Consider the following 22,679-nt stretch of genomic DNA (forward strand, 5'->3'; position numbering starts at 1 on the left):
ATTAAAACAAAAGAATTATGGGATTTTTTAGTGATTTCAAAGCGTCTTTAATGAAAGGCGATGTATTGAGTTTAGCAACTGCAGTTGTTATCGGTGGAGCTTTCGGGAAAATTGTAGGTTCAGCTGTTGACGATGTTATTATGCCAATTGTTGGTTTATTAACCGGCGGCATTGACTTTACAACCAAATTCATTACTTTGGATGGTAACAGTTATGAAAGCTTAGCTAAAGCCAAAGAAGCCGGCGCTGCTGTAATTACATACGGTAATCTGGTACAAGCCACTATCAATTTTATCATTATTGCGTTGTTTATTTTTATTATTCTTCGCGCTGCTGAAAGAATGAAGAAAAAAGAAGAAATAGCTCCGGCTGCACCTGCAGGACCAACTCAGGAAGAATTGCTTACTCAAATCAGGGATTTATTGAAAAAATAATACCGCTACATTATATATTCTAAATTTATCCTGAATTCATTTCAGGACTAAACCGCTCCTTAATTGGGGCTGTTTTTCTTTTTGGTAAATCGTCTTTCACCAATCGTAAATCCTTCAAAAACAATCTAAAAATTAAGAAAAGAAAACCTATTTTGCTTTCAGAATTCAGTAATTTTTATACTAAAAACTAAAGTAGAAGCTATTTTCTGTATACTTTTGCACATTGAAATCTTAACCCTTTAAAAATTAGAATATGAAAGTTGCTGTAGTAGGCGCAACCGGTATGGTTGGCGAAGTGATGCTTCAAGTTTTGGCTGAAAGAAATTTTCCGGTTACGGAATTAATCCCTGTCGCTTCTGAGAAATCAGTAGGTAAGGAAATTGAATTTAAGGGTAAGAAATATAAAGTAGTGGGTTTACAAACAGCAGTTGACATGAAGGCTGATATCGCTTTATTTTCGGCAGGCGGAGATACTTCTTTAGAATGGGCGCCAAAATTTGCTGAAGCCGGAACAACCGTAATCGACAACTCTTCCGCTTGGAGAATGGATCCTACTAAAAAATTAGTGGTTCCTGAAATCAATGCTTCTGAGTTAACAGCAGCTGACAAAATCATTGCAAACCCAAACTGTTCTACCATTCAAATGGTAATGGTTTTGGCACCATTGCATAAAAAATACAATATCAAACGTGTGATTGTTTCTACTTACCAATCTATTACAGGAACCGGTGTGAAGGCAGTGCAACAATTGGAAAATGAATACGCCGGCATCAAAGGAGAAATGGCTTACAAATACCAAATTCACCGCAATGCGATTCCACAATGCGACAGTTTTGAAGAGAATGGCTATACCAAAGAAGAAATGAAATTGGTTCGCGAAACGCAAAAAATTATCGGCGATAAAACTATTGCAGTTACTGCAACAGCGATTAGAATTCCGGTTGTTGGCGGTCATAGTGAAGCCGTAAATGTTGAATTTTCCAATGATTTTGATGTGAACGACATTCGTACTATTTTACACAATACCGATGGCGTAACCGTACAAGATAACAACGACACTTATACTTATCCAATGCCTTTGTACGCACAAGGAAAAGATGATGTATTTGTAGGCAGAATTCGCCGTGATGAAAGTCAGCCGAACTCCTTAAACATGTGGATTGTAGCAGACAACTTGAGAAAAGGTGCTGCAACGAATACCGTTCAGATTGCTGAATATTTGGTAGCCAATAATTTAGTGTAATTTACACTTCTCAATAATCCGTCCGGTTTTACAAATCCTAAAGTTTGTTAAAATCGGGCGGATTTTCTTTGGCAATGCTTTACATTTGTGGCGATGAAAAGAAAACTACTTTTAACCAATGCGTTGATGGGATTGATGATATTGTTCGCAATATTCTTTCAGTCAGTTCACTCTTTTGAGCATTTGGCAAAACAATTTTCCGAAAAAAAATGTCATCATATTTACCACAATCATAAAACCGAAGTTACCCATGGTCATGACGGTTTAGAAAAGTGTTTTGTTTGTGAATTTGCCTTTAGTAGTTATACTCCAACACCTATAAAATCTTTTGAATTCAGAAAAACAGAAGTCCCAACTTCCTATACTTTTTCTTATTCTAAAGAAATTACCCAGAAGTTTAGAGGTTCCCTTTTTTCGCTACGCGGACCGCCATATTTTATTGTATAAATAGCTTTTTTCAAGACCAAATCCCTTTGGTCTATTATTTATTTACAATAAACTATCCATTATGAAATTACTATATCTAATCCTAACTTTAGGATTATCACTCGTTGCTACGGCACAAAATAAAATCAGCGGAACGGTTTCCGACAAAGACAATAAACCCTTATCGAATGTCATCGTTTCAATTCCGGAAATTCACAAAGAAACCATGACCAGCGAAAGTGGAAATTACACTTTAAACAATTTACCAACCGGTAATTTTAAAATTGTTTTTTCCAGCATTGGTTTTACTTCACAAACCATTTCAGTTGTTATTTCTCCCCAAGAAATTACACAGAATATTACTTTAGAAGAAAGCATCACGCACATGGATGAAGTCATTGTATCGACTGCTTTTAACAAATTACAATCGCAAAACGTAATGAAAGTCGAGCACCAAAATGTAAAAGCTTTACAACAAAAAGGTGCCGCAACTTTAATCGAAGGTTTGGCTACCATTCCCGGCGTTTCACAAGTTTCCACCGGAACTTCTATCGGAAAACCGGTGATTCGTGGTTTGAGCGGCAATCGCGTTTTGGTTTATACCCAAGGCGTTCGTTTGGAAAACCAACAATTTGGCGCAGAACACGGTTTAGGTTTGAACGATGCCGGTGTCGAAAGTGTGGAAGTCATTAAAGGTCCGGCCTCGTTGCTTTATGGTTCGGATGCGCTTGGCGGCGTTTTGTATTTTAATCCGGAGAAATTTGCCAATGCTGGAGATTTTAAAGCCGATTTTAGTCAAAGATTGTTCTCGAATACTTTAGGAAGCAATACTACTTTGGGGCTAAAAACTTCGAGTGAACATTGGAAATTCTTAGTCCGTGGTAGCTATAATTCGCACGCTGATTACAAAATCGGAGATGGTGATCGAGTAACCAATACTCGATTTAATGAGACTGACCTGAAGGCCGGAATAGGTTACAACAATTCGAATTTTTCATCGGTATTGCGTTATAATTTCAACAAACTGAATTTGGGTATACCCGAAGAAGGAATCGCTGAACAATCTACCAGTAGAAACATTCTTTATCCAAAACAAGGCGTGGACAATCATATCCTTAGCTTGCATAATACTTTGTATTTCAAAAACTCAAAATTGGATGCCGACTTAGGTTATATTTTCAATGACCGAAGCGAATTTGAAGATTCTAATGTCCCCGTTTTGCATATGAAATTGAAAACTTTCAATTACGATGTGAAATATTATTTGCCAAAATTAGGCAAGATTGAAACCATCGTTGGCGTTCAAGGAATGAATCAAACCAATACGAATTTTGGAGAAGAGCTTTTAATTCCGGATGCCCTAACCAACGACTTTGGTATTTTTGGAACCGCCAACTACGAATGGAAAAGCAATGTAATCCAAGCCGGATTGCGTTTTGACAACCGAAATGTCACTACGGAAAACCATGGCACCGTTGGCGAAGAAGGTTATTTTCAGTCCATCGACAAAAGCTTTGACAGTTTCAATGCTTCTTTGGGCTATAAAACGGATTTGGCCAAAAATTTCACGATGCGTTTAAATATTGCTTCCGGTTTCCGTGCGCCGAATTTAGCCGAATTGACTTCAAATGGTGTGCATGAAGGCAGCAATCGCTACGAAATTGGTAACGCCAATTTAAAAAACGAACAAAACTTGCAAACCGATTTAAATTTGGAATACAAAAGCTCGCACTTTGAATTGTTTGTCAATGGATTTTACAACCACATCAATGATTACATCTTTATTTCGCCTAATGGCAACGTAATTGACGGCAATAATGTTTATGATTATGTTCAAGCCAATGCTCGATTATACGGTGGTGAAACCGGTATTCACTTCCATCCGCATCCTTTAGATTGGTTGCATTTATACAGCAGCTTCGAAACGGTTATCGGCGAAAAAGATAATGGTGACCATCTTCCTTTGATCCCGGCGAACAAATGGAACAACACTTTCCGTGGTGAGTTTGAAGTTAAAAACTGGTGGAAAGAAGGTTTTGCTGCTATCAATATCGAAAGTACTTTGGCGCAAAACAATGCCGGTGAATTTGAAACCAAAACCGATGATTACACCCTAATTAATTTGAGTGTAGGCGGAAAAATAATTTTAGGCAAAACCAATTTCAATCTAAATCTGAATGCTAACAATCTGTTTGACAAAGCTTATGTCTCTCATTTGTCAAGACTAAAAGCGGATGGCATTCCGAATATTGGTCGGAATATTGTCTTCGGTATTAATTTTATGATTTAAAAAAAGCGTCCCGAAATTGGGACGCTTTTTTATTTAAAATCTATTATCTCCGTCTATCATTCGCCCTAAACCACCGAGTAGACTTCCTTCTTCTCTTCCGCTGCCGCCACTTTTGGGCGCCGAAGCGATGATTCTGTCAGCCAAACGGCTAAATGGCAATGATTGCACATAAACAGTTCCCGGTCCGCGAAGCGTGGCAAAAAACAATCCTTCTCCGCCAAAAATAGAATTTTTAATGCCGCCTATAAATTCGATATCATAATCTACATCTTTAGTAAATCCAACGATACAACCGGTGTCAACTTTTAAAATTTCTCCTGATGCCAATTCTTTTTTAGCTAAAGTTCCTCCGCTGTGCACGAAAGCCATTCCGTCGCCTTCAATTTTTTGCATGATGAAACCTTCTCCACCGAAAAGTCCGCGCCCTAATTTCTTAGAAAATTCAATTCCAACCGCTACGCCTTTGGCTGCGCAAAGAAAAGAATCCTTTTGACAGATGAACTTGCCTTGAAATTGGGTTAAATCAATCGGGATAATTTTTCCGGGATAGGGTGAAGCGAAGCAAACTTTGCTTTTGGAACTATTCTGATTGATATAGGCTGTCATAAAAAGGCTTTCTCCGGTCAGTACTCTTTTTCCGGCTGACAATAATTTATCAAATAAACCCGATTGTTGTTGGGTTCCATCTCCGAAAATGGTTTCCATTTGAATACCGTTATCCATCATCATAAAACTGCCGGCTTCGGCTACTACAATTTCCTGCGGATCGAGTTCTATTTCTACATATTGCATTTCTTCACCATAAATATGGTAATCTATTTCATGAGCTTGCATAGTGAGTGTTTTTTTAAGTTGTAATGATTAGTAAAATTATTTTAAAAAATGTTACAGTATCGGTTAAAATTCAAACAATATTAACAAACACCATCAATCTGTTAATAAATTGGTATTTTTAATATCATAACTATAATATTTTAATGTTATTTTTACCATATCTCTAATTCAAAACGGTCTACTTATGAATTCAATGTTTACTAAAATTGTTCGAATAGCTTTAGGTTTGGCACTTGTTGTTTTTGGAGCCAACAAATTGTTTAACTTCATTCCGATGGAAGCGCCAACAGGATTACCGGGTTACATATTTTCTGCTGTCGGTCTTTTGGAAGTATTTATTGGACTTATGTTATTGATGAAAAAATGGGTTGCTTTTGCCTTAGTGTTATTAGCGCCTATTTCTATTAACATATTGTTGTTCCATATGTTTTTAGCCATTTCCGGATTGCCTGTGGCGTTAGTCATTTTAGTGTTCAATGCTATTTTGGTTTATAAACATTGGCCACAATACAAACCGCTTTTTTACTAAAGGATTTTGAATATAAAAATGAAAAAGCCGACTATAACTAGTCGGCTTTTTTTAATATTCTATTTTCCCGATGTGTCGCATATTGCGCATAATTCTGTCTTTTCTTCGCTCAATATAAGAAGACGAATTAGTTGCTTTGTATTTTCTTGGATTGGGCAAAATGGCTGCGATTCCAGCCGCTTCTCTTTTGGTTAAATTAATGGCTTTACTTCTGTACCAAACGCGCGCCGCTTCTTCTGCACCATAAACTCCGTTACCCATTTCAATGCTGTTCAGGTAGACTTCCATGATGCGTTCTTTGCCCCAAATGAGTTCGATTAAAACCGTAAAATAAGCTTCTAATCCTTTTCGAAGATAACTTCTGCCTTGCCAAAGGAAAACATTTTTAGCAGTTTGTTGCGATATGGTGCTACCGCCTTTTAGCTTTTTCCCTTTTTGATTGTTCTTGAAGGCTTTTTGCATCGCAGCAAAATCGAAACCGCTGTGTTTTAAGAAATTTCCATCTTCACTGGCTATTACTGCTTTTTGAAGATTCGGCGAAATTTCCTCTAATGGAACCCAATCATGACTGAGCACGGCATCGTTTCCGTCAATCTTGTTTTCGATGGCACGGGTAATCATCAAAGGCGTAATCGGAACAGGCACCCATTTAAAAATAATTACAGTAAGTATCGAAAGTCCTAAAAACCAAAGGAATGCTTTCCAAAGCCAACGGGAAATTTTTCTTATCATATTTTATTTGACTAAATCTGCTAATTCTTGACCTATTAAACTACCTATCGCAACGCCCATTCCACCGAGGCGAACACCACAATAGACATTTTCGGAAAGTTGCTCAACTATTGGTCTTTTGCTTGACCCCAATCCCATGATGCCACTCCAACGATGGGCGATTTTGAAATCGGTATTGGGTAAAATTACTTCTTTTAAAATAGCTTCCAAACGATTTTGTATTAATTCGGTTTGACCTAAATCAGCAGTGGTTTCTCCTTCAAAGTCTAAGTTTCGGCCGCCGCCAAAAAGAATACGGTCATCAATATTTCTAAAATAATAATAGCCTTTATCGAGATGGAAAGTTCCTTTGATATCTAAATTCGGGATGGGCTCGGTTATCAAAACCTGTGCTCTGGCCGGTTTTACTTGGTTATCAGTTAACTTTCCGGCAAAACCGTTAGTAGCAAACAGTAATTTTTTGGCACTAAAACAAAAATCACCTAACGCAATTTCCACTTGATTATTTCGCTCTTGAAACGAAGTCACTTCTACCTGATTTAGAATCATAATGTTATTCGCTACTGCTTTTTGCAACAATGCTTGCATCATTTTTCCGGTATCGATTTGCGCTTCGTAAGGATTAAAAATCAAATATTCTTGTATGCCTTTGAAGTCAAAACGATCTACTTCTTTGGCAAAAACGTCATTTCTGAAAATCGGTTTTAAAATTTCGTTGACAAAAGGCAACTTCTGCAAACATTCATTATAACTGCTTTCATCGCTGTTAAGAAACAACTCATAGCCTCCGAAAGGTTTGAAATCTATAGCCGCATCAGTTAAATTTTTACGCAACAATTGCAGTCCGTTCCAACGTTTTTGAATCAACTGAATGACTTCTTCTTCGCTGTGCGACTTTAAATCGTCCAGAATTTCGGAAAGACTTCCAAAACAAGCAAATCCGGCATTTTTAGTACTTGCGCCTTGAGGTAAGATTCCCTTTTCCAAAACTAATATTTTACTTTCTGGAAATTTTTCGCGCAAAGCTAACGCGCAATGCAAACCAACAATTCCGCTTCCGACTATAGTGAAATCGATGTTGGTAAACCAATTCTTGAGTTCCCAGTAACTGAAATGCATGATTATTTTTTTTTAAAAATACCTTTTTTAATAATTGTCTGACACTATTAATGTCAGTTTTTTCGAATTTATTAATATTTTAATTAATTTATTATTTATTCCTTACCAATATAACTAGTAGTTTATCGATTTGTTAATAGTTTTGTTATTTTGTTCATTACTATGTGAAAAATAATTTTAATTTTGGAGCACTATTTAACCAAATTTAAAGACTTATGAAGTACAAATTACTCACGGTTGCCTTATTGACAATCTCAAGTGTAGCTTTTTCACAAAGAGGAAATTCACTTTGGAATTCAACTACCAAAAAAAGCGATATGATTCCGCTGGAAAGCAGAATAATATTACCCGAAAACTATCTTTTTACGCTGAATCTTGACGGACTTAGAAATGTATTAGCCAGTGCTCCGCAAAGAGCTGCAGGCATGAGAACTTCTACTGTTACTTTATCCATTCCGAATGAGAATGGTGTTTTAGAAAGATTTAGTATTTATGAAAATTCCGCTTTAGATCCGGCTTTGGCTGCACGTTATCCGGAAATCAAATCTTATATAGGAATTGGAATTGACAACCCACATTCGACTTCTTATTTTAGCGTTACGCCGCTTGGGTTTAAATCGATGACGTTAAATGCTGGCAAAGCTGCGGTTTTTGTTGAACCAATTTCACAAGACCTTACTACTTATACTGTTTTTAGAAGAGCGGACAAAGCCCAATCACTCAATCCTTTTGAATGTTCGGTGATTGATGAAGTTATTCCTCAAATCAATGATGATGGAAGTATGTTAAGACCCAATGCCGATGATGCTACTTTGAGAACTTTTCGTTTAGCCTTATCTTGTACTGGTGAATATGCCACTTATTTTGGAGGCACAAAAGCACTTGCGTTGGCGGCCATGAATAATTCTATGACTCGTGTAAACGGTGTTTTTGAAAAAGATTTCGCCATTAGAATGGTTTTAATTGCCAACAACGATGCTGTAATTTACACCAATGCCTCTACTGATCCTTACACTACAAGTTACAACAGTCAGTTGCAAAGCACTCTAACTTCAGTTATTGGAGAGGCCAATTATGATGTAGGTCATTTGTTCGTAAGAGCTTCCAACAACGGTAATGCAGGCTGCATAGGCTGTGTCTGTAGTTCAGGAAAAGGAAGCGGTTTTACTTCAAGCACAATTCCACAAGGAGATACATTTGATATTGATTATGTGGCTCACGAAATCGGACATCAATTTGGAGGAAACCATACTTTTTCAATGAGCAATGAAGGTACAGGTGTAAATATGGAGCCTGGTTCCGGCTCAACCATTATGGGTTATGCCGGTATTACTTCTCAAGATATTCAGCCTAATTCTGATGTCTATTTTCATGCTGTAAGTATCCAACAAATTACTAATAACGTAAAAAATAAAACTTGTCAAACCAATACACCAACCGGAAATGCCATTCCAACTGCAAGTGCTGGTGCAGATTATACTATCCCAAAAAGCACTCCGTTTATGTTGACCGGATCAGGAAGTGATGCTAACGGAGATGCATTAACCTATAACTGGGAACAATTTGACAATGCGGCAAGTACCGCTACCGGAGCAAGTTCGGCTGCTAGTGCTACCAGAACCACAGGGCCAACTTTCCGTTCGTACAATCCATCAACTTCACCAGTTAGGTATTTTCCAAGAATTCAATCTGTTTTAAACGGGGCAACTACTACTGCAGGAACTGAAATCACTGTGGAAGCCTTGCCTTCAGTAGCCAGAAATATGAATTTCAGATTAACCGTTCGCGACAACAGAGCCGGTGGTTCTGCCAACAATAGTGATGATATGATTGTTACCGTTAACGCAACAGCCGGACCATTTACAGTAAGCACTCCAAATACAGCTGTTACTTATGCCGGAAACAGCTCTCAAACCGTAACTTGGAATGTAGCCGGGACGACTGCAAACAATGTGAACTGTGCCAATGTTGATATTTTATTATCGACTGACGGTGGATTTACTTATCCGGTTACTTTATTGGCTGCCACACCAAATGACGGATCACAAGCAGTTACTATTCCGAATTTAGCAGGAACAACCAATCGCATCATGGTAAAAGGAACCAATCATATTTTCTTTGATATTTCTAATGCCAATTTTACCATTACTAGTTCAGTCGCTGATACTACTGCACCAACAGCGGCTACATTAAGCGCTTCCGGAACTACAGCCAACGCAACCAACTTATCTTGGTCGGGTGCCACAGATAACATTGGTGTTTCCGGATATGATGTATACCAAAACGGTGCTTTCAGAGCTTCAACTACAGGAACTACTTTTGTGGCCAACGGATTAACTGCAGGAACTGCCTATAGCTTCTATGTAATTGCCAAAGATGCTGCCGGAAATGTTTCTCCGGCAAGTAATACGGTTAATGTAACTACGCTAACTCCTGATACTACTGCGCCAACAGCACCAACAGTAAGTGCTTCAGGAACTACTTCTTCTTCAACGAACTTAGCTTGGTCAGGAGCAACAGACAATGTAGCCGTGACCGCCTATGATGTATACAGAAACGGTTCATTCTTAGCTTCTACGGCTTCGACTACGCTTGCGGTTACAGGCTTATCAGCTTCAACAGCTTATACTTTCTATGTAATTGCTAAAGATGCTGCCGGGAATGCTTCACCAGCGAGTAACACTGTTAATGTAACTACACTAACTCCATCTGTAACTTATTGTACTTCGAGAGGAAATGACACTAGTGATGAGTATATCAACAGAGTACAATTGGGCACCATCAATAACTTGTCGGGCAACAATGGTGGTTATGGTAACTTTACGGCGCTTTCTACCAACTTAGTTCGCAGCACTAGTAATTCAATTACCATTACGCCAACATGGACAGGAACCTCCTATAACGAAGGTTACCGAGTTTGGATTGACTACAATCAAGACGGTGATTTCTCAGACAGCGGTGAACAAGTGGTAAATGTAACCAGAACCAAAACTACTCCAATTGCAAGAAGTTTTACCGTTCCTGCTTCAGCTTTATTAGGTTCAACCAGAATGCGTGTATCAATGAAATACAACGCATCGCCAACAGCTTGTGAAACCTTCTCTTATGGCGAAGTGGAAGATTATACCGTAAACATTACAGCTACTGCTCGTTTTGAAGATGAACAAAACACTACAATTACTTTCAACTTGTATCCAAACCCTGTAAAAGGCGATGTATTAAACATTGCTAATCTTGAAACTTCTTCTACCTATAGAATTTTCAATATGATGGGTCAAGAATTAGGAAAAGGTAAAATTGAAAATAACAATGTATATGTTGGTTCGTTAAAAGCCGGTGCTTACTTAATTGAAGTAAGTGATGGAACTTCAACAACCACAAAACGTTTTGTAAAAGAATAAAGTTAAAAGCAAATTGACATTAGTTTAAAGACCACTCTCAAAAGGAGTGGTTTTTTTATTGATAAATTTTAGGAGCGACCCGAACTACAGCGAATTGGCGAAGCAATGGCTCGGACGTGCTTAGCAACCTTGTTTCCGCTTTTAGTCTCGTTCCAAAAGACGAGGCTGCAATCGGGGCTAATGAAATACTATTTTAGTCTTTGGAAACATTTCAAAGTAAAATTACAAACCCAACTTTAACATAAATAAACAAATATCTCTATTGAGACTTAGATAATTTCCAATACATTTGGAATCAATTTATTAAAACAATAAACAAATTATGAGAACATTAAAAAAAGTAGCTCTTCTATTGGTATTAGTAACAGTGAGCGCCATTTCATTTAATTGTAGTTCTGACAGCAGTAGTAGTTCTTCTTCAAACTTTTATTTAAAATGTAAAGTGAACGGAACATGGGTTGAATTTGCAGACCCGATGGTGATCAATTCTTTAGCCAAATCAATCACCGGAAATGATGCTGATACCGGTAAAGTGGTAACATTGTTCACACCATTAGATGTTGCTAACGGAACATACACCATAACAGATGAACCGTCTAATGTTGATTCTTATGGAGGAAGTTACAGTGATTTTAACGAAGACGCATACACTGACAACGAAACCGGTACAATGAACATTACTGAAGTAACTGCAGATGTTATTAAAGGTACTTTTTCATTCACAGGCGATGATGGAAACGGAGGAACAATTATTGTAACAGAAGGAAGCTTTAGAGCTGAGAATATAGAATAGTTATTGCATTAAAAATAATTACCAGAAAGCCCGATACTGTCGTATCGGGCTTTTTTTGCTATCAAAAAAAGCCATCATTACTGACAGCCTTTCTTCAGTTATTGATTATGGCAAAAAAAATTATTCTCCAAATACAATTTCAACAATATCACTGGCGAGACCAATCTCTACATCGGCAATAACACCGTAAGCCCGATATTCCCAGTGTTCGGGTTTGTTAGGTACCGACAATGTGGGATGGTGTTCAAAAGGACTTCGGGTAGCGCGGGACAAAAAGGTGAAAGTAGATGTACCCTTCTCTCGCCTGTAAATATTGATCCCATCAACGCCCATTTTCTTAAATCGGATGCGAACATTACCTCCAAACAATTCCCCTATGATTATAGGTTTATAGGTAGCAGCATTAAATTCGTCGCTAGTACTGATGATCCCTAAGTCCTGCCCAATGGATACAGTATAAGCCGGATTCACTTTGTGACGGGCAATGTCAATTCTCAATTCGCCACCCTGAACGCTAATAGCATTATCACGGGTTTCTAGTGAGGCTTTGTAAATGTTTTTCTGATTGTTTACCGCATTAATGGCATCGATAATAGTCTGGCAGAGCACCTGTTCTTGAGCTACTTCGGCCGGACTGAGACCTAAGGTTGTGGCATGGGTAGCAATTTTTTCTTGGTAATTCGTAGCCCAAACCACTAATAAGGATTCGGCCTGCGGGAAAAATGAATTTTTCATAATGTAAAAGTTTAATTAGAAACATTTTTATTACTCATTGACACCTATCCGTTTTGGAAGGTTGTTTTGCCTTATAGATGTGTGCCTAGTATTAATGTTTCATATATTTACTTTAGAATTAAACCTTTACAATTCACTGCTTACTATACAGATAACGCAGAAATCATTAAAATAATATGCGTGCCTATTAAAAAATAATCTATTACTTATAAAATAAGGGATGCGGAAAGAAAAATTTGTTCCTAATTTTTCCGGCACGGTACCGTGCGAAGTTAGCGGAGTCATTTTTTAATCAGCACGGTGCCGAGATAAATCAGCACGGCGGTATTCCAAGTTGGCCCATCGCCAAGCTAAGTCAGCGCGGTGGTTATTTTATGCGGCGCGGTACCGCGCTCGATTAGCCCGGAGGTTTGCGCGTTATTGCGGTACCGGGGATAATTTGCACGGTACCGTGGAGGATTAGCGCGGTGGGGTTTTTGATTAGTCCAGAAGGATTAGCGGTGCTTTTAAAGCGAAAATTAATTGAATATGTTGTTTGCCATTTATATCATCCCTGAGGGGATTTTTGATGTTTTGTATATCCATTTTTCTATCGCTATTAAACCCCTAACGGGTTTGTGTAGATTTCTTTTCAGCAAAAAACCCCAAACATTACTGCTTGGGGTTTTTTTTATAAAGAGTGGTATCTTATTTATTTCGTCACAATCAAGAATTCTGAACGTCTGTTTTGAGCGTGTTGCTCTTCAGTACAGTCTTTGCCACAATCTACTTTTGGCTCTAACTCACCCATACCTTTAGCAGAGATTCTGCTGGCAGCAATCCCTTTAGAAATGATATATTGCGCAGTTGATTTAGCTCTTCTGTCAGATAGTCTTTCGTTGTATTTATCAGTTCCTCTGTTGTCCGTGTGAGATTTAGCTAAGATGACCATTTTGTCATTGTTCTTCATCACCTGTACTAATTTGTCTAACTCAAAAGCACCTTCTTGCGTGATGTTACTTTTGTCGTATTCAAAATAGATTGGTTTTAATACAATTTCTGTTTCTGTTACAATTACATCAATTGGTTGTAAAGCCGCATCTACTTTAGCAGATGGTCCTTTACTTGGTGTTATTGCAAAAGTGTTCCCTTCAAAACCATCTTTAGAAGCTTGCACTACATATGGTTTGTTACACTCTACTCTGTATTTAACTTCACCACTGGCATTGGACATTTCAGTAGCAATAACATTCTTCTTATCGTCTAAGATAGCAACACTTGCATTAGATAAAATAGCACCTGTTTTAGCGTTAGTAACCACCACAGTTACATCAACACCACAAATAGGGCTAACCAACAAGATATCATCGTTTCCGCCACGATTACTCGATAAGAAACCAACGTTTTTAGTACCATTGAAAGAAAATGCGAAATCATCTTTCTCTGTATTTACCGGAGCGCCTAAATTACTGGCATCTGAGCCACTTGACAAATCAATTTGATATACATCGTAACCTCCTAAACCTTGTTTTCCGCTTGAAGCGAAGTACAATGTTTTGTTGTCATCAGCAATAAAAGGGAAATTTTCATTGCCTTCAGTATTTACTTTGTTACCTAAGTTTTGAGGCTCACCATAAGTTCCATCAGCATTTATTGCTACTTTCCAAATGTCAGAAGCACCTATACTTCCGGGTCTGTTTGAAGCAAAGTATAAAGTCTTACCATCTCTGCTCAAACTTGCATTTCCTGTTGAATAACTTTTATCATTGAAAGGCAAAGCAGTAAGTTCTCCCCAAGTATCTCCGCTTTTAGTTGCTTTGAATAAATAAACCTGGCTGATTTTTGCATTGGCTTTTTTATCTTTCTCAGATTGTTTCTCTTTAAAACTTTCACTAGAAAAATAAGCTGTATTTCCGTCAGCACTGATAGTTACAGGACCATCATGCCATTTAGAATTTAAAGAAGCCACAACACCCGCATTGGTAATTGTACCATCAGTATTATAATCAGCTTTGTAAATGTCTAAGAAAGGTTCGTCAGTCCAACCGTAGTTTTTTCTGGCTCCGTTTCTGGCACTGGCAAAGTATAAACTATTGTCATAAAGTACCGCTCCAAAATCAGACTTGTCACTGCTAATATCAGAAGCATTAACATTGAACAATTTAGTTTTATCTAATAATCTCGGAATGTAATTAGGGTTTTCTTTAAAAGCTTTCGCACGTTGGTCACTTGGAGCAGCCGCAGCAAATTTTTGCATTTGCTTGTTGGCTTCTTCGTATTTTCCACTGGCTTTTAGCATCTGAGCATAGCGGTAGTAAGTCTCCGCATCTTGATTAGTTTCAGTTGCTTTGGCATACCACTTCGCTGCTTCTGTTGCGTTAAACATATTGTAATTCGCATCGGCCAATTGCTTGTATACATAAGGATCGGCTTTATCATTCTCAACAAGTCTCAGATATTCCTTGGCCGCATCAACATACTCGTATCTTGCGAACAGTTTGTCGGCTGCTTTTGTATCTTTATTTTGCGCCGAAAGTGTAAAACTCATGGCTACAAAACTTATGGCTATATATAGATTTTTCATTTTTTAGGTTTCTTTATAGGTTAGAAATATCTTGGTGAACGTGATACTTTTTTCGGGAAGTTCAAATCGAATAATAACATCAACTCGTGAGAAGATGGTGTTACGGTATTCAAGTCTGAAACAATGTGGTCATAAGCGTACCCAATTCTTAAACTAGGTGTAATAGCAAAATTGACCATAGCTCCGAAAGAGTCTTCTACTCTATAAGTGGCTCCTAATTCTAACTTATCATAAAGCATAAAATTGGTTGAGACATCAAAAGATGTTGGCGCATTTAACGATGATTTAACCATCGCAAAAGGTTTAAATTTCAAATTTGGATTGATATCAAACACATAACCTCCAGTTAAGAAATAATGTAATTCTTCCGTTCCATATTGTCTACCGTCAAAATCCAAATATTTTGTTTTTAACATATTCGGTACAGAGAAAGCGATATAGTACTTTTCCGTGTAGTAGAAAACCCCGGACCCAACGTTTAAGAAAGTTTTGTTAGGATTCCCGTTACCAAAGACATCATCATTTAAATCAGGCAATGTTGGATAGATGGTGTTGAAATCTATCTTGTGCATGGTCACACCGGCTTTCATACCGAAAGCCAGTCTGTGTTCACCACCTAAGTTTAACGTATATGAGAAGTCTGCATAGAAGTTGTTCTCTTCAACCGGTCCAATTTTATCGGATATAACAGAAAGTCCTAATCCAACGTTTCTTCCAACTGGACTGTGGATAAAGAATGTTCCTGTTGTAGGTGCATCTTCTATCTCAACCCATTGCTTACGATAAAGAAATCCGCCTGAAACAGCTTCTTTAGATCCGGCATAGGCCGGATTCATCACACTCATATTGTACATGTACTGAGTGTAATGAGGATCTTGCTGTGCTCTTAACTCTGTTACCGATAAAGCTAATATTGCAATGAAATATAGTTTCTTCATTTTGTTTTGTTTTATTTTGAATGCAAATTTATATTGTCCTATTGTACTCTGTTGATGTAAATCCAACCTGTTCTGGTCTCTCCATTATCTCTTTCAATAACGAAATAATAAGTTCCATCAGGGAGTTCGTCTCCACCATCAGATTGTCCTTTCCATTGGTCAGTATAATTGCTTTGTTCATAAACTTTTACACCATATCTGTTAAAAATACCTAGTTTCTTAACATTAAATCCTCTAAGGTCGAACGAATCATTTAATCCATCATTATTAGCAGAAATACCTTTTTGAATAACACAAGTAATAGCATCAACTACAATAAAACTAGAATTTGGACATCCGTTAGAAGTTACCGTAACCGTGTAAGTATCTAAAGCCGAAACCACAATACTTTGAGTGCTTCCAACATTTGCACCTGAACTGTTTTCCCAAGTGTAAGTAACATTTGAATCAAATGACCCTTCAGTTGGAGAAACCGTTAATACAAATTCAATCCCTTCACAGTTCCCAGAAACACTAATTTGTATCGGTGAACCAATGACAATTTGATCCGTACTTGAACTTGCAACTCTACATGTTGCCGGATCAGCAGTTATTGAATAAGTGATAGTGTATGTCCCCGGTATACTTGTTGAAAGAACTTCACCAGTAGTAGGATTAATATCTAAACCTGCTGTGGATGAAAAAGTTCCGCCAGTTGTAAATCCAGGAGCTGATGTATCAGGTAATGGAGTAGCACTTCCAATACAATATTGAGATTGATAAGCAATAGTAGTTACCGGAGTAATTACCGGAGTAATCACAATATCAAATGTAGCACTTCCACCTGCCAAACAAATGGCATTATTTGGAGCAACACTGTAAACAACGGTATAATTCCCTGGTAATGAACCTGCATTTCCAGACAAAGTAATCAAACCTGTTGTTGGATCAATATTCAAACCTGTTGTTGAAGAAAAAGTACCACCAGTGGTAAATCCTGCAGCCAAAGTAGGCGTCATAGTAATTGTTGCATTTTGACAAACCGGTGTTGGATAAGTAAATCCTAAAACTGTTGGTGTAAACGGAACTGGGTCTATTACAACAGTAAGCGGAACTGAGAAACATCCCGTAGCTAAATCTAGCACTGTAATGGTATGTGTCCCTGGAGCAACGCTCGCGAAAGTTGTACCTGCCTGATAAGCCCCATTGTCTAAACTATATTGGTATCCTGATTGCGGTAAAGCATAAGATCCAATGTTGGTGTAATCTTGCGGGTCAATAGAAGTCCAATCAGCAGCATTCCAAGTTAAACTAGGAACTGTTGCCGTATTATTTCTTCTGTAAGTATAACCTGCCTGATTTGCTGGTGTAAAGTTTGTACCATCAGTTCTTCCCCATAAATCTACATCAACATTTGCACTGGTTGTCAATTTAATGTAGTCGTCAGTATTTACACCTCCACAAGTAGCAAAAACCTGATTAGGAACTACTCCGCCTTGATTAACAATACTTCCAACGGCAATAACAAATGTGCTGTTATTGTTTAATATTCCTGTTAATTGATTATCACAAGAAGCGGTTGTGCTTCCATTATTGAATACTTTCAATTTATAATTGCTTAAATCTACTGATGAACCTGTTCCATTGAATATCTCAACATAAGTTAAAGAACCTACATCTTCATCTGTTACTTCAGAAATAAATAAATTTGAAGGTAAACCACTAGATGTTCCTATTGGCGAAGTAACTTCAATAGTTCCTGTTTGAACCAAACAAGAAGTTTGAGTCACATTTACTGTTGGTGACGGTGCTGTATTTATGGTTACTGTAAATGATTTTTCATCCGAACAACCATTATTATTAGCATAGATATATACCGTTTGCGTTGCTGTAATTGGAGTATTAATATCTAAAGGAGATACTCCTCCAGAAGCAGCAAAATAATTTCCAACCGTTAATGCCGGTAATGAATAAGTATTACAAACAGAAACCGGAGCTGGTTGAACAATAACTGGCGAAGCAATAATTTCGACTTGTGTCGTTGGATTACTGCTCACACAAACGCCTGCTCCCGGTAAAGCGTAAGTAACGGTGTAAATCCCAGGCGCACTTAAACTCGGATTAATAGCCCCTGTATTGGCGTCTATGTATAAACCTCCGTTAGGACTTGCAGAATATGAACCACCAGTAGAACCCGTAAACGTAACATTTTGAAGAGAAGTAATGCTTCTACAATAAGATGGTGCTGAATAAGCTATAGTAGCCGAAGTTGGTTCTGTAATGTTAATAGTAAACGATTTCACTTTTTCATCACAACTAGCTGTTGCCGCCACTGTATTTGTAATTACATAATTTCCGGGCGCACTAGCTTGAAGATCAATTTCTCCCGTTGCTGTATCAGCAAAGACTAAACCAGGAACTATAGTTGAAGAAAATACTCCAGCCACTGAACTAGGTGCTATAACCGCTATAGGATTTGGAGCTCCGAGCTCTTTACAATAAGATGTTGGAGTGTAACTAAAGAAAGCATCAGGACAACAAAGTGTTCCACCTGCTCCAGTTGCACCTGCATTAGTTTGTGTTAAGTTAATATACCCAGCCTGATTAGAGAAGTTGGTAATTAACACTATATAATATTGACCCGCTACAGCATTAGCAATATTTAAAGTTTCTGTTGGAGCTGCAGAAAAACTACAACCTGTTTGTTGAGTAACCGGCACTCCGATTCCCGGAGGTGCAAACGGTGCTGATACACCAATAAATGTACAAGCTGCTTCTTGACCGGTAAATGGTCCCCAAGCGGCATAATCAACATCAAGATTTGGTGCCCCACCAATAGTAGATGACTGTGTCAACAAAAAGTTGATAGGTCCTGATGTTGCAACCTGAATAGTAAAATAAGCAGGATTAGGAGAACTACCCAAACAGCCAATAGCACCTAAACTTGTCACCCCTGTTGTATTAGCATAGTTTGTTAAACTACAAACGGTTGAAGCAGTTGGACATGTTGACGGTGTTGATATACACAAATTAAAAGTTGTTGATTGAGCAGTAGCAGCATTCGAATAAACTCTTATGTAATAAGTAGTACCTACAGTCAAGTTATTCAATACTCCTGATAAGGAATTGGCAGCACTACAAAAGAATTGTGTTAAAGTACCACATTGTCCTGAGTAGGCAGCGAAATTTAAATTCGTAGTAGTTCCTACAACATTTTGCAAGGCAACATTCAAATAAGTGTTTGTGGCAATAAATTGGAACCACACATCATCATCCGCTGTTCCTAAACAAGGAGCAATGGCAGGTGACGGTGAAGCACTAGCTCCAGCAATAGAACCCGGTGTTACTTGCTGACAAACTGCTGAGCCGTTTACCGGTGCAAAAATGGCACCTTCACAATTATCATTAGCCAATAAAGTATTAAAGTTCAATCCATTTGACAAAGCACTTTCTCCCTCTACCGGACAATTAGACCTTACATAAAAAGTATATTGTGTACCAGGATTTAATCCTGTAATTAAAGCTGGATTAGCTGAAACTGTGAAAAATCCAGGATCTGTTGGAAGTGGTACCGGCGAACCTAATGGTACTATGATAATGTCCCAAGAGGTCACAAGAGGGTTTAATTCTGTCCATCCTAATAAAGCCGAAGTTGTTGTAATGTTTGTTGCAGTTAAAGCTGTTGGTTTTGGACAGTTTGGTGCAGCTCCACAAGTCACATCAGCAACCCATCCAGCTCTGTTAACAGAACCATCACTTCTAAATCTGAAAGTTAAACAACCATCTACACCTGATGCCGTAAATGGGCCAGGAATAGCAGTTCCCCAATAACCGCCTGCTAATCCACCAGGTACAAATCCCGCACCATTGGTACTGGCAATTTGTGGTGCATTAATATCAGCTCCGTCGAAAACATATAAAGCATCCCAGTTCGTTTCTGTATCAAAAGCAGAGAAAGTAACCGTTACTACTTGTCCGGCAGGCGGACAAATCGTGACTGTTGAATCCGAACCATTTGGATAGTTAGCCGTTGGTCCACCAGCATCTGTATAAGTTCCACCACATACCGGTGGAGCTACTTGCGTTGTAACTGTTGCCACAGGCGACCAGAAACTTAAATCAGTATCTGTACAAAAGCCTCTAACATAAAAATCATAACAGGTTACTGGCGATAATCCAGTTACAACAAAAGGATTTGTTGGTGCATCTATCCATCCCGTTGTTGAAGCAGTTGGTGCAGGCGATCCACATGGCAAAACCAATACTTGCCAAGAAACTGATGGCGCAACACTATTCCAATTTAATTGAACTGAAGTAGATAAAACCGTAGAGGTTGTCAAAGTTGTTGGCGGAGGACATGTAGGTACTGTTGAAAAAGCTACCGGTCCAGACCATAAACTTACTCCAGCTCCTCCACAATCTCCACGCACATAATATTCATAAGCTGTTCCGGGAGTTAATCCTCCTAAAACAAATGGATTTGTAGGTGCTGCAGTCCAACCTGTTTCAGTTGGTAGTGGCGCAGGTGATCCAGCAGGCACAGCTATAACTTGCCAAGCTGTTGCAGTTCCAGGACTTACCCATCCCAACTGCACTGTCGTTGTAGTCATTCCTGAAGCAGTCAAGTTTGTTGGCTGTTCACATGCCGGTGGCGGTGCACAAGTAATAGTAGAAACCCATCCTGGATTATTAAACGAACCGTCACTTCTAAACACAAATGTCAAACATCCATCAGCACTAGTTGAGGTGAATGGTCCAGGTAAATTGGCTCCTGTTAAATTACCCCAGTATGAACCGGCTAATCCTCCTGGAACATTTCCTGCACCATTTGCACTTGGCAATAATTGTGAAGGTGTAACCGAATTTCCATTGTATACATATAAACCATCCCAGTTTGTTTCCGTATTGAAAAGAGTAAAGGTCACTGTTACTTTTTCTCCAGGTATTGTTGGACAGATGGTGGTGGTAACATTTGAATTATTAGCATAATTAGCAGCAACACCTCCTGCATCTACGAAATTACCTCCACATTCTGGTGGCGCAACTTGTGTAGTTACACTTAGAGGTCCTGACCATAAACTTACGCCATTTGATGTTGAACTACAATTTCCTCTTACATATAAATCATAACATGTTGCCGAAGTTAATCCGGTAAACACGTATGGATTAGTTGCTGTTGGAAGCCAACCGGTAGAATCTGCTGTTGGAGCAGGAGAGCCACAAGGTAAAGCCAAAACTTCCCATGTCGTTGCAAGCCCATTATTGGTCCAACCTAAAGTCACAGAATTTGATGTCAATGCGGTTGTTGTCAATCCACTTGGTCTTTGACAAACTGGTGGTGGTGCACAGGTTACATTTGAAACCCAACCCGCAAAAACACCTGAAGTATCACTTCTGAAAACAAATGTCAAACATCCATCCGCACTAGTTGAAGTGAATGGTCCCGGCAAATTGCCTCCTGTTAACGTACCCCAATAGGCTCCGGCTAATCCGCCTGGAACATTTCCGGCACCATTTGCACTTGGCAATAATTGTGAAGGTGTAACTGTATTTCCGTTGTAAACATACAAACCATCCCAAGTGGCCTCAGTAGCGAATGACGTAAACGTAACCGTTACTTGTTCTCCGGGAATGGTTGGACAAATAGTCGTGGTGATATTCTCACTATTAGAGTAATTAGCTGATGTATTTCCTGAATCGACAAAATTTCCTCCACACTCCGGAGGAGCAGCAGAAGTTGTAAAAATTGCCGATGGTCCTACGTAAAGACTAGGGAATCCCGAAGAACATATGGCTCTAACATAAAATTTATAAGATGTATTTGGAAGTAATCCAGTAACGACATAAGGAAGTGTTCCATTATAAACTACTCCTACTCCTGTTGGAGTTCCAGCCGAAGGCACAACTTCTATTTCCCAAGATGTTGCACCACTTGGATTAGCCCAATTTAAAGTGGCACTCGTTGAAAGCAATGTTGTAAAAGTCAAATTAGTAGGGTCGGCACATTTTTCAACGATAGCAACATTATCAACTAACCAACGATCTCCTGAACCGGCAACACCAGCTACTTGCTGATTGTGAACCTTAACAAAGGAAACATAAACTTGTTGATTGTGATAAATGGCCGGAATATTGACAACTTTCTCTTCGTAAATATTAAAAGTAGTTGTTAAATCGGCTTCTGTCCATTGTTGAATTATTGTGTAAGCAGCCGGATTAGTTTGCGATGCAGTAGCAGGGGCAACTCTAATTTGGTATACCGTTCCTTGATTCCCTGAAGCAAATGAACGTGTAAAAAAACGCAGTTCACCATTGTTTGGAATATTAACCAAAGGAGTAGCTAAAAAATCCTCAGAGATATCACCAATACTCATGGTTTCTCTATTGATATAAGCAGCATTTGTACCTGCATAAACAATTGGTGGATCATTAACAGTATTGTTAATTCCCCATCTTTGTCCGGTTCCTACAGCGTTATCGAAAACAGCCCAGTTACCTGTTGTTAATGCCCAAGTCGTTCCGGGCAATGCCTCGGGACCTGTTGTTGACTCGAATCCTTCAACTATTACCGGCGTAAATTGAGAATAGCCAGAAATAGTGAAAAAGGTCAGCAAAATTAGTAATGTAATTTTCTTCATGAAATGAAAATTTAGTTGTTATTGA

14 protein-coding genes are annotated in these 22,679 nt (G+C 38.5%); 7 read left to right on the plus strand and 7 right to left on the minus strand.

The window, feature by feature from the left end:
* Positions 1-17: 17 nt before the first annotated feature.
* From mscL to C8C84_RS02500, 4 genes are all read left to right on the plus strand, one after another.
* The gene (gene mscL, locus C8C84_RS02485) at positions 18-434 is read left to right on the plus strand and encodes a large conductance mechanosensitive channel protein MscL (protein WP_121312024.1); all 417 of its coding nucleotides are present in this window, start codon (positions 18-20) and stop codon (positions 432-434) included.
* Positions 435-687: 253 nt separating this feature from the next.
* Entirely contained in the window at positions 688-1,677 is a 990-nt protein-coding gene (locus tag C8C84_RS02490) for an aspartate-semialdehyde dehydrogenase (RefSeq protein WP_121312025.1), read from the plus strand.
* Positions 1,678-1,770: 93 nt separating this feature from the next.
* A complete protein-coding gene (locus tag C8C84_RS02495) occupies positions 1,771-2,124 on the plus strand; it encodes a hypothetical protein (protein ID WP_121312026.1) in 354 nt (117 codons plus the stop codon).
* Between the two features lie 61 nt (positions 2,125-2,185).
* Positions 2,186-4,393: a TonB-dependent receptor gene (locus tag C8C84_RS02500; protein ID WP_121312027.1), complete on the plus strand. Its 2,208-nt coding sequence runs from the start codon at positions 2,186-2,188 to the stop codon at positions 4,391-4,393.
* Positions 4,394-4,426: 33 nt separating this feature from the next.
* On the opposite strand, the gene C8C84_RS02505 is transcribed toward C8C84_RS02500, so the two are convergent.
* Entirely contained in the window at positions 4,427-5,227 is an 801-nt protein-coding gene (locus C8C84_RS02505; RefSeq protein ID WP_121312028.1) for a TIGR00266 family protein, read from the minus strand.
* A gap of 184 nt (positions 5,228-5,411) precedes the next feature.
* Between C8C84_RS02505 and C8C84_RS02510 the strand changes: the two genes are divergently transcribed.
* A complete protein-coding gene (locus C8C84_RS02510) occupies positions 5,412-5,756 on the plus strand; it encodes a DoxX protein (RefSeq protein ID WP_121312029.1) in 345 nt (114 codons plus the stop codon).
* A gap of 51 nt (positions 5,757-5,807) precedes the next feature.
* Here the strand turns inward: C8C84_RS02510 and mtgA are convergent, their stop codons facing one another.
* Together mtgA and C8C84_RS02520 are read right to left on the minus strand one after the other, a co-directional pair.
* Complete coding sequence (mtgA, locus tag C8C84_RS02515) at positions 5,808-6,488, minus strand: monofunctional biosynthetic peptidoglycan transglycosylase (RefSeq protein WP_121312030.1); 681 nt, start codon at positions 6,486-6,488, stop codon at positions 5,808-5,810.
* Between the two features lie 3 nt (positions 6,489-6,491).
* Positions 6,492-7,607, minus strand: a complete 1,116-nt coding sequence (locus C8C84_RS02520) for an FAD-binding oxidoreductase (RefSeq protein WP_121312031.1) — start codon at positions 7,605-7,607, stop codon at positions 6,492-6,494.
* Positions 7,608-7,822: 215 nt separating this feature from the next.
* Between C8C84_RS02520 and C8C84_RS02525 the strand changes: the two genes are divergently transcribed.
* Together C8C84_RS02525 and C8C84_RS02530 are read left to right on the plus strand one after the other, a co-directional pair.
* Positions 7,823-11,008 (plus strand): reprolysin-like metallopeptidase, encoded by a 3,186-nt coding sequence (locus C8C84_RS02525; RefSeq protein ID WP_121312032.1) that lies wholly within the window; start codon positions 7,823-7,825, stop codon positions 11,006-11,008.
* 322 nt (positions 11,009-11,330) lie between these two features.
* Complete coding sequence (locus tag C8C84_RS02530; RefSeq protein ID WP_121312033.1) at positions 11,331-11,801, plus strand: DUF6252 family protein; 471 nt, start codon at positions 11,331-11,333, stop codon at positions 11,799-11,801.
* A gap of 120 nt (positions 11,802-11,921) precedes the next feature.
* On the opposite strand, the gene C8C84_RS02535 is transcribed toward C8C84_RS02530, so the two are convergent.
* From C8C84_RS02535 to C8C84_RS02550, 4 genes are all read right to left on the minus strand, one after another.
* Complete coding sequence (locus tag C8C84_RS02535) at positions 11,922-12,497, minus strand: hypothetical protein (protein WP_147406804.1); 576 nt, start codon at positions 12,495-12,497, stop codon at positions 11,922-11,924.
* 730 nt (positions 12,498-13,227) lie between these two features.
* Positions 13,228-15,099, minus strand: a complete 1,872-nt coding sequence (locus tag C8C84_RS02540; RefSeq protein ID WP_121312035.1) for an OmpA family protein — start codon at positions 15,097-15,099, stop codon at positions 13,228-13,230.
* Between the two features lie 20 nt (positions 15,100-15,119).
* Positions 15,120-16,037, minus strand: a complete 918-nt coding sequence (locus tag C8C84_RS02545) for a type IX secretion system membrane protein PorP/SprF (RefSeq protein WP_121312036.1) — start codon at positions 16,035-16,037, stop codon at positions 15,120-15,122.
* 38 nt (positions 16,038-16,075) lie between these two features.
* A complete protein-coding gene (locus C8C84_RS02550) occupies positions 16,076-22,654 on the minus strand; it encodes a fibronectin type III domain-containing protein (protein WP_121312037.1) in 6,579 nt (2,192 codons plus the stop codon).
* Positions 22,655-22,679 lie beyond the last annotated feature (25 nt).

It is taken from the genome of Flavobacterium sp. 102 (assembly GCF_003634615.1).
Taxonomy (GTDB): Bacteria; Bacteroidota; Bacteroidia; order Flavobacteriales; family Flavobacteriaceae; genus Flavobacterium.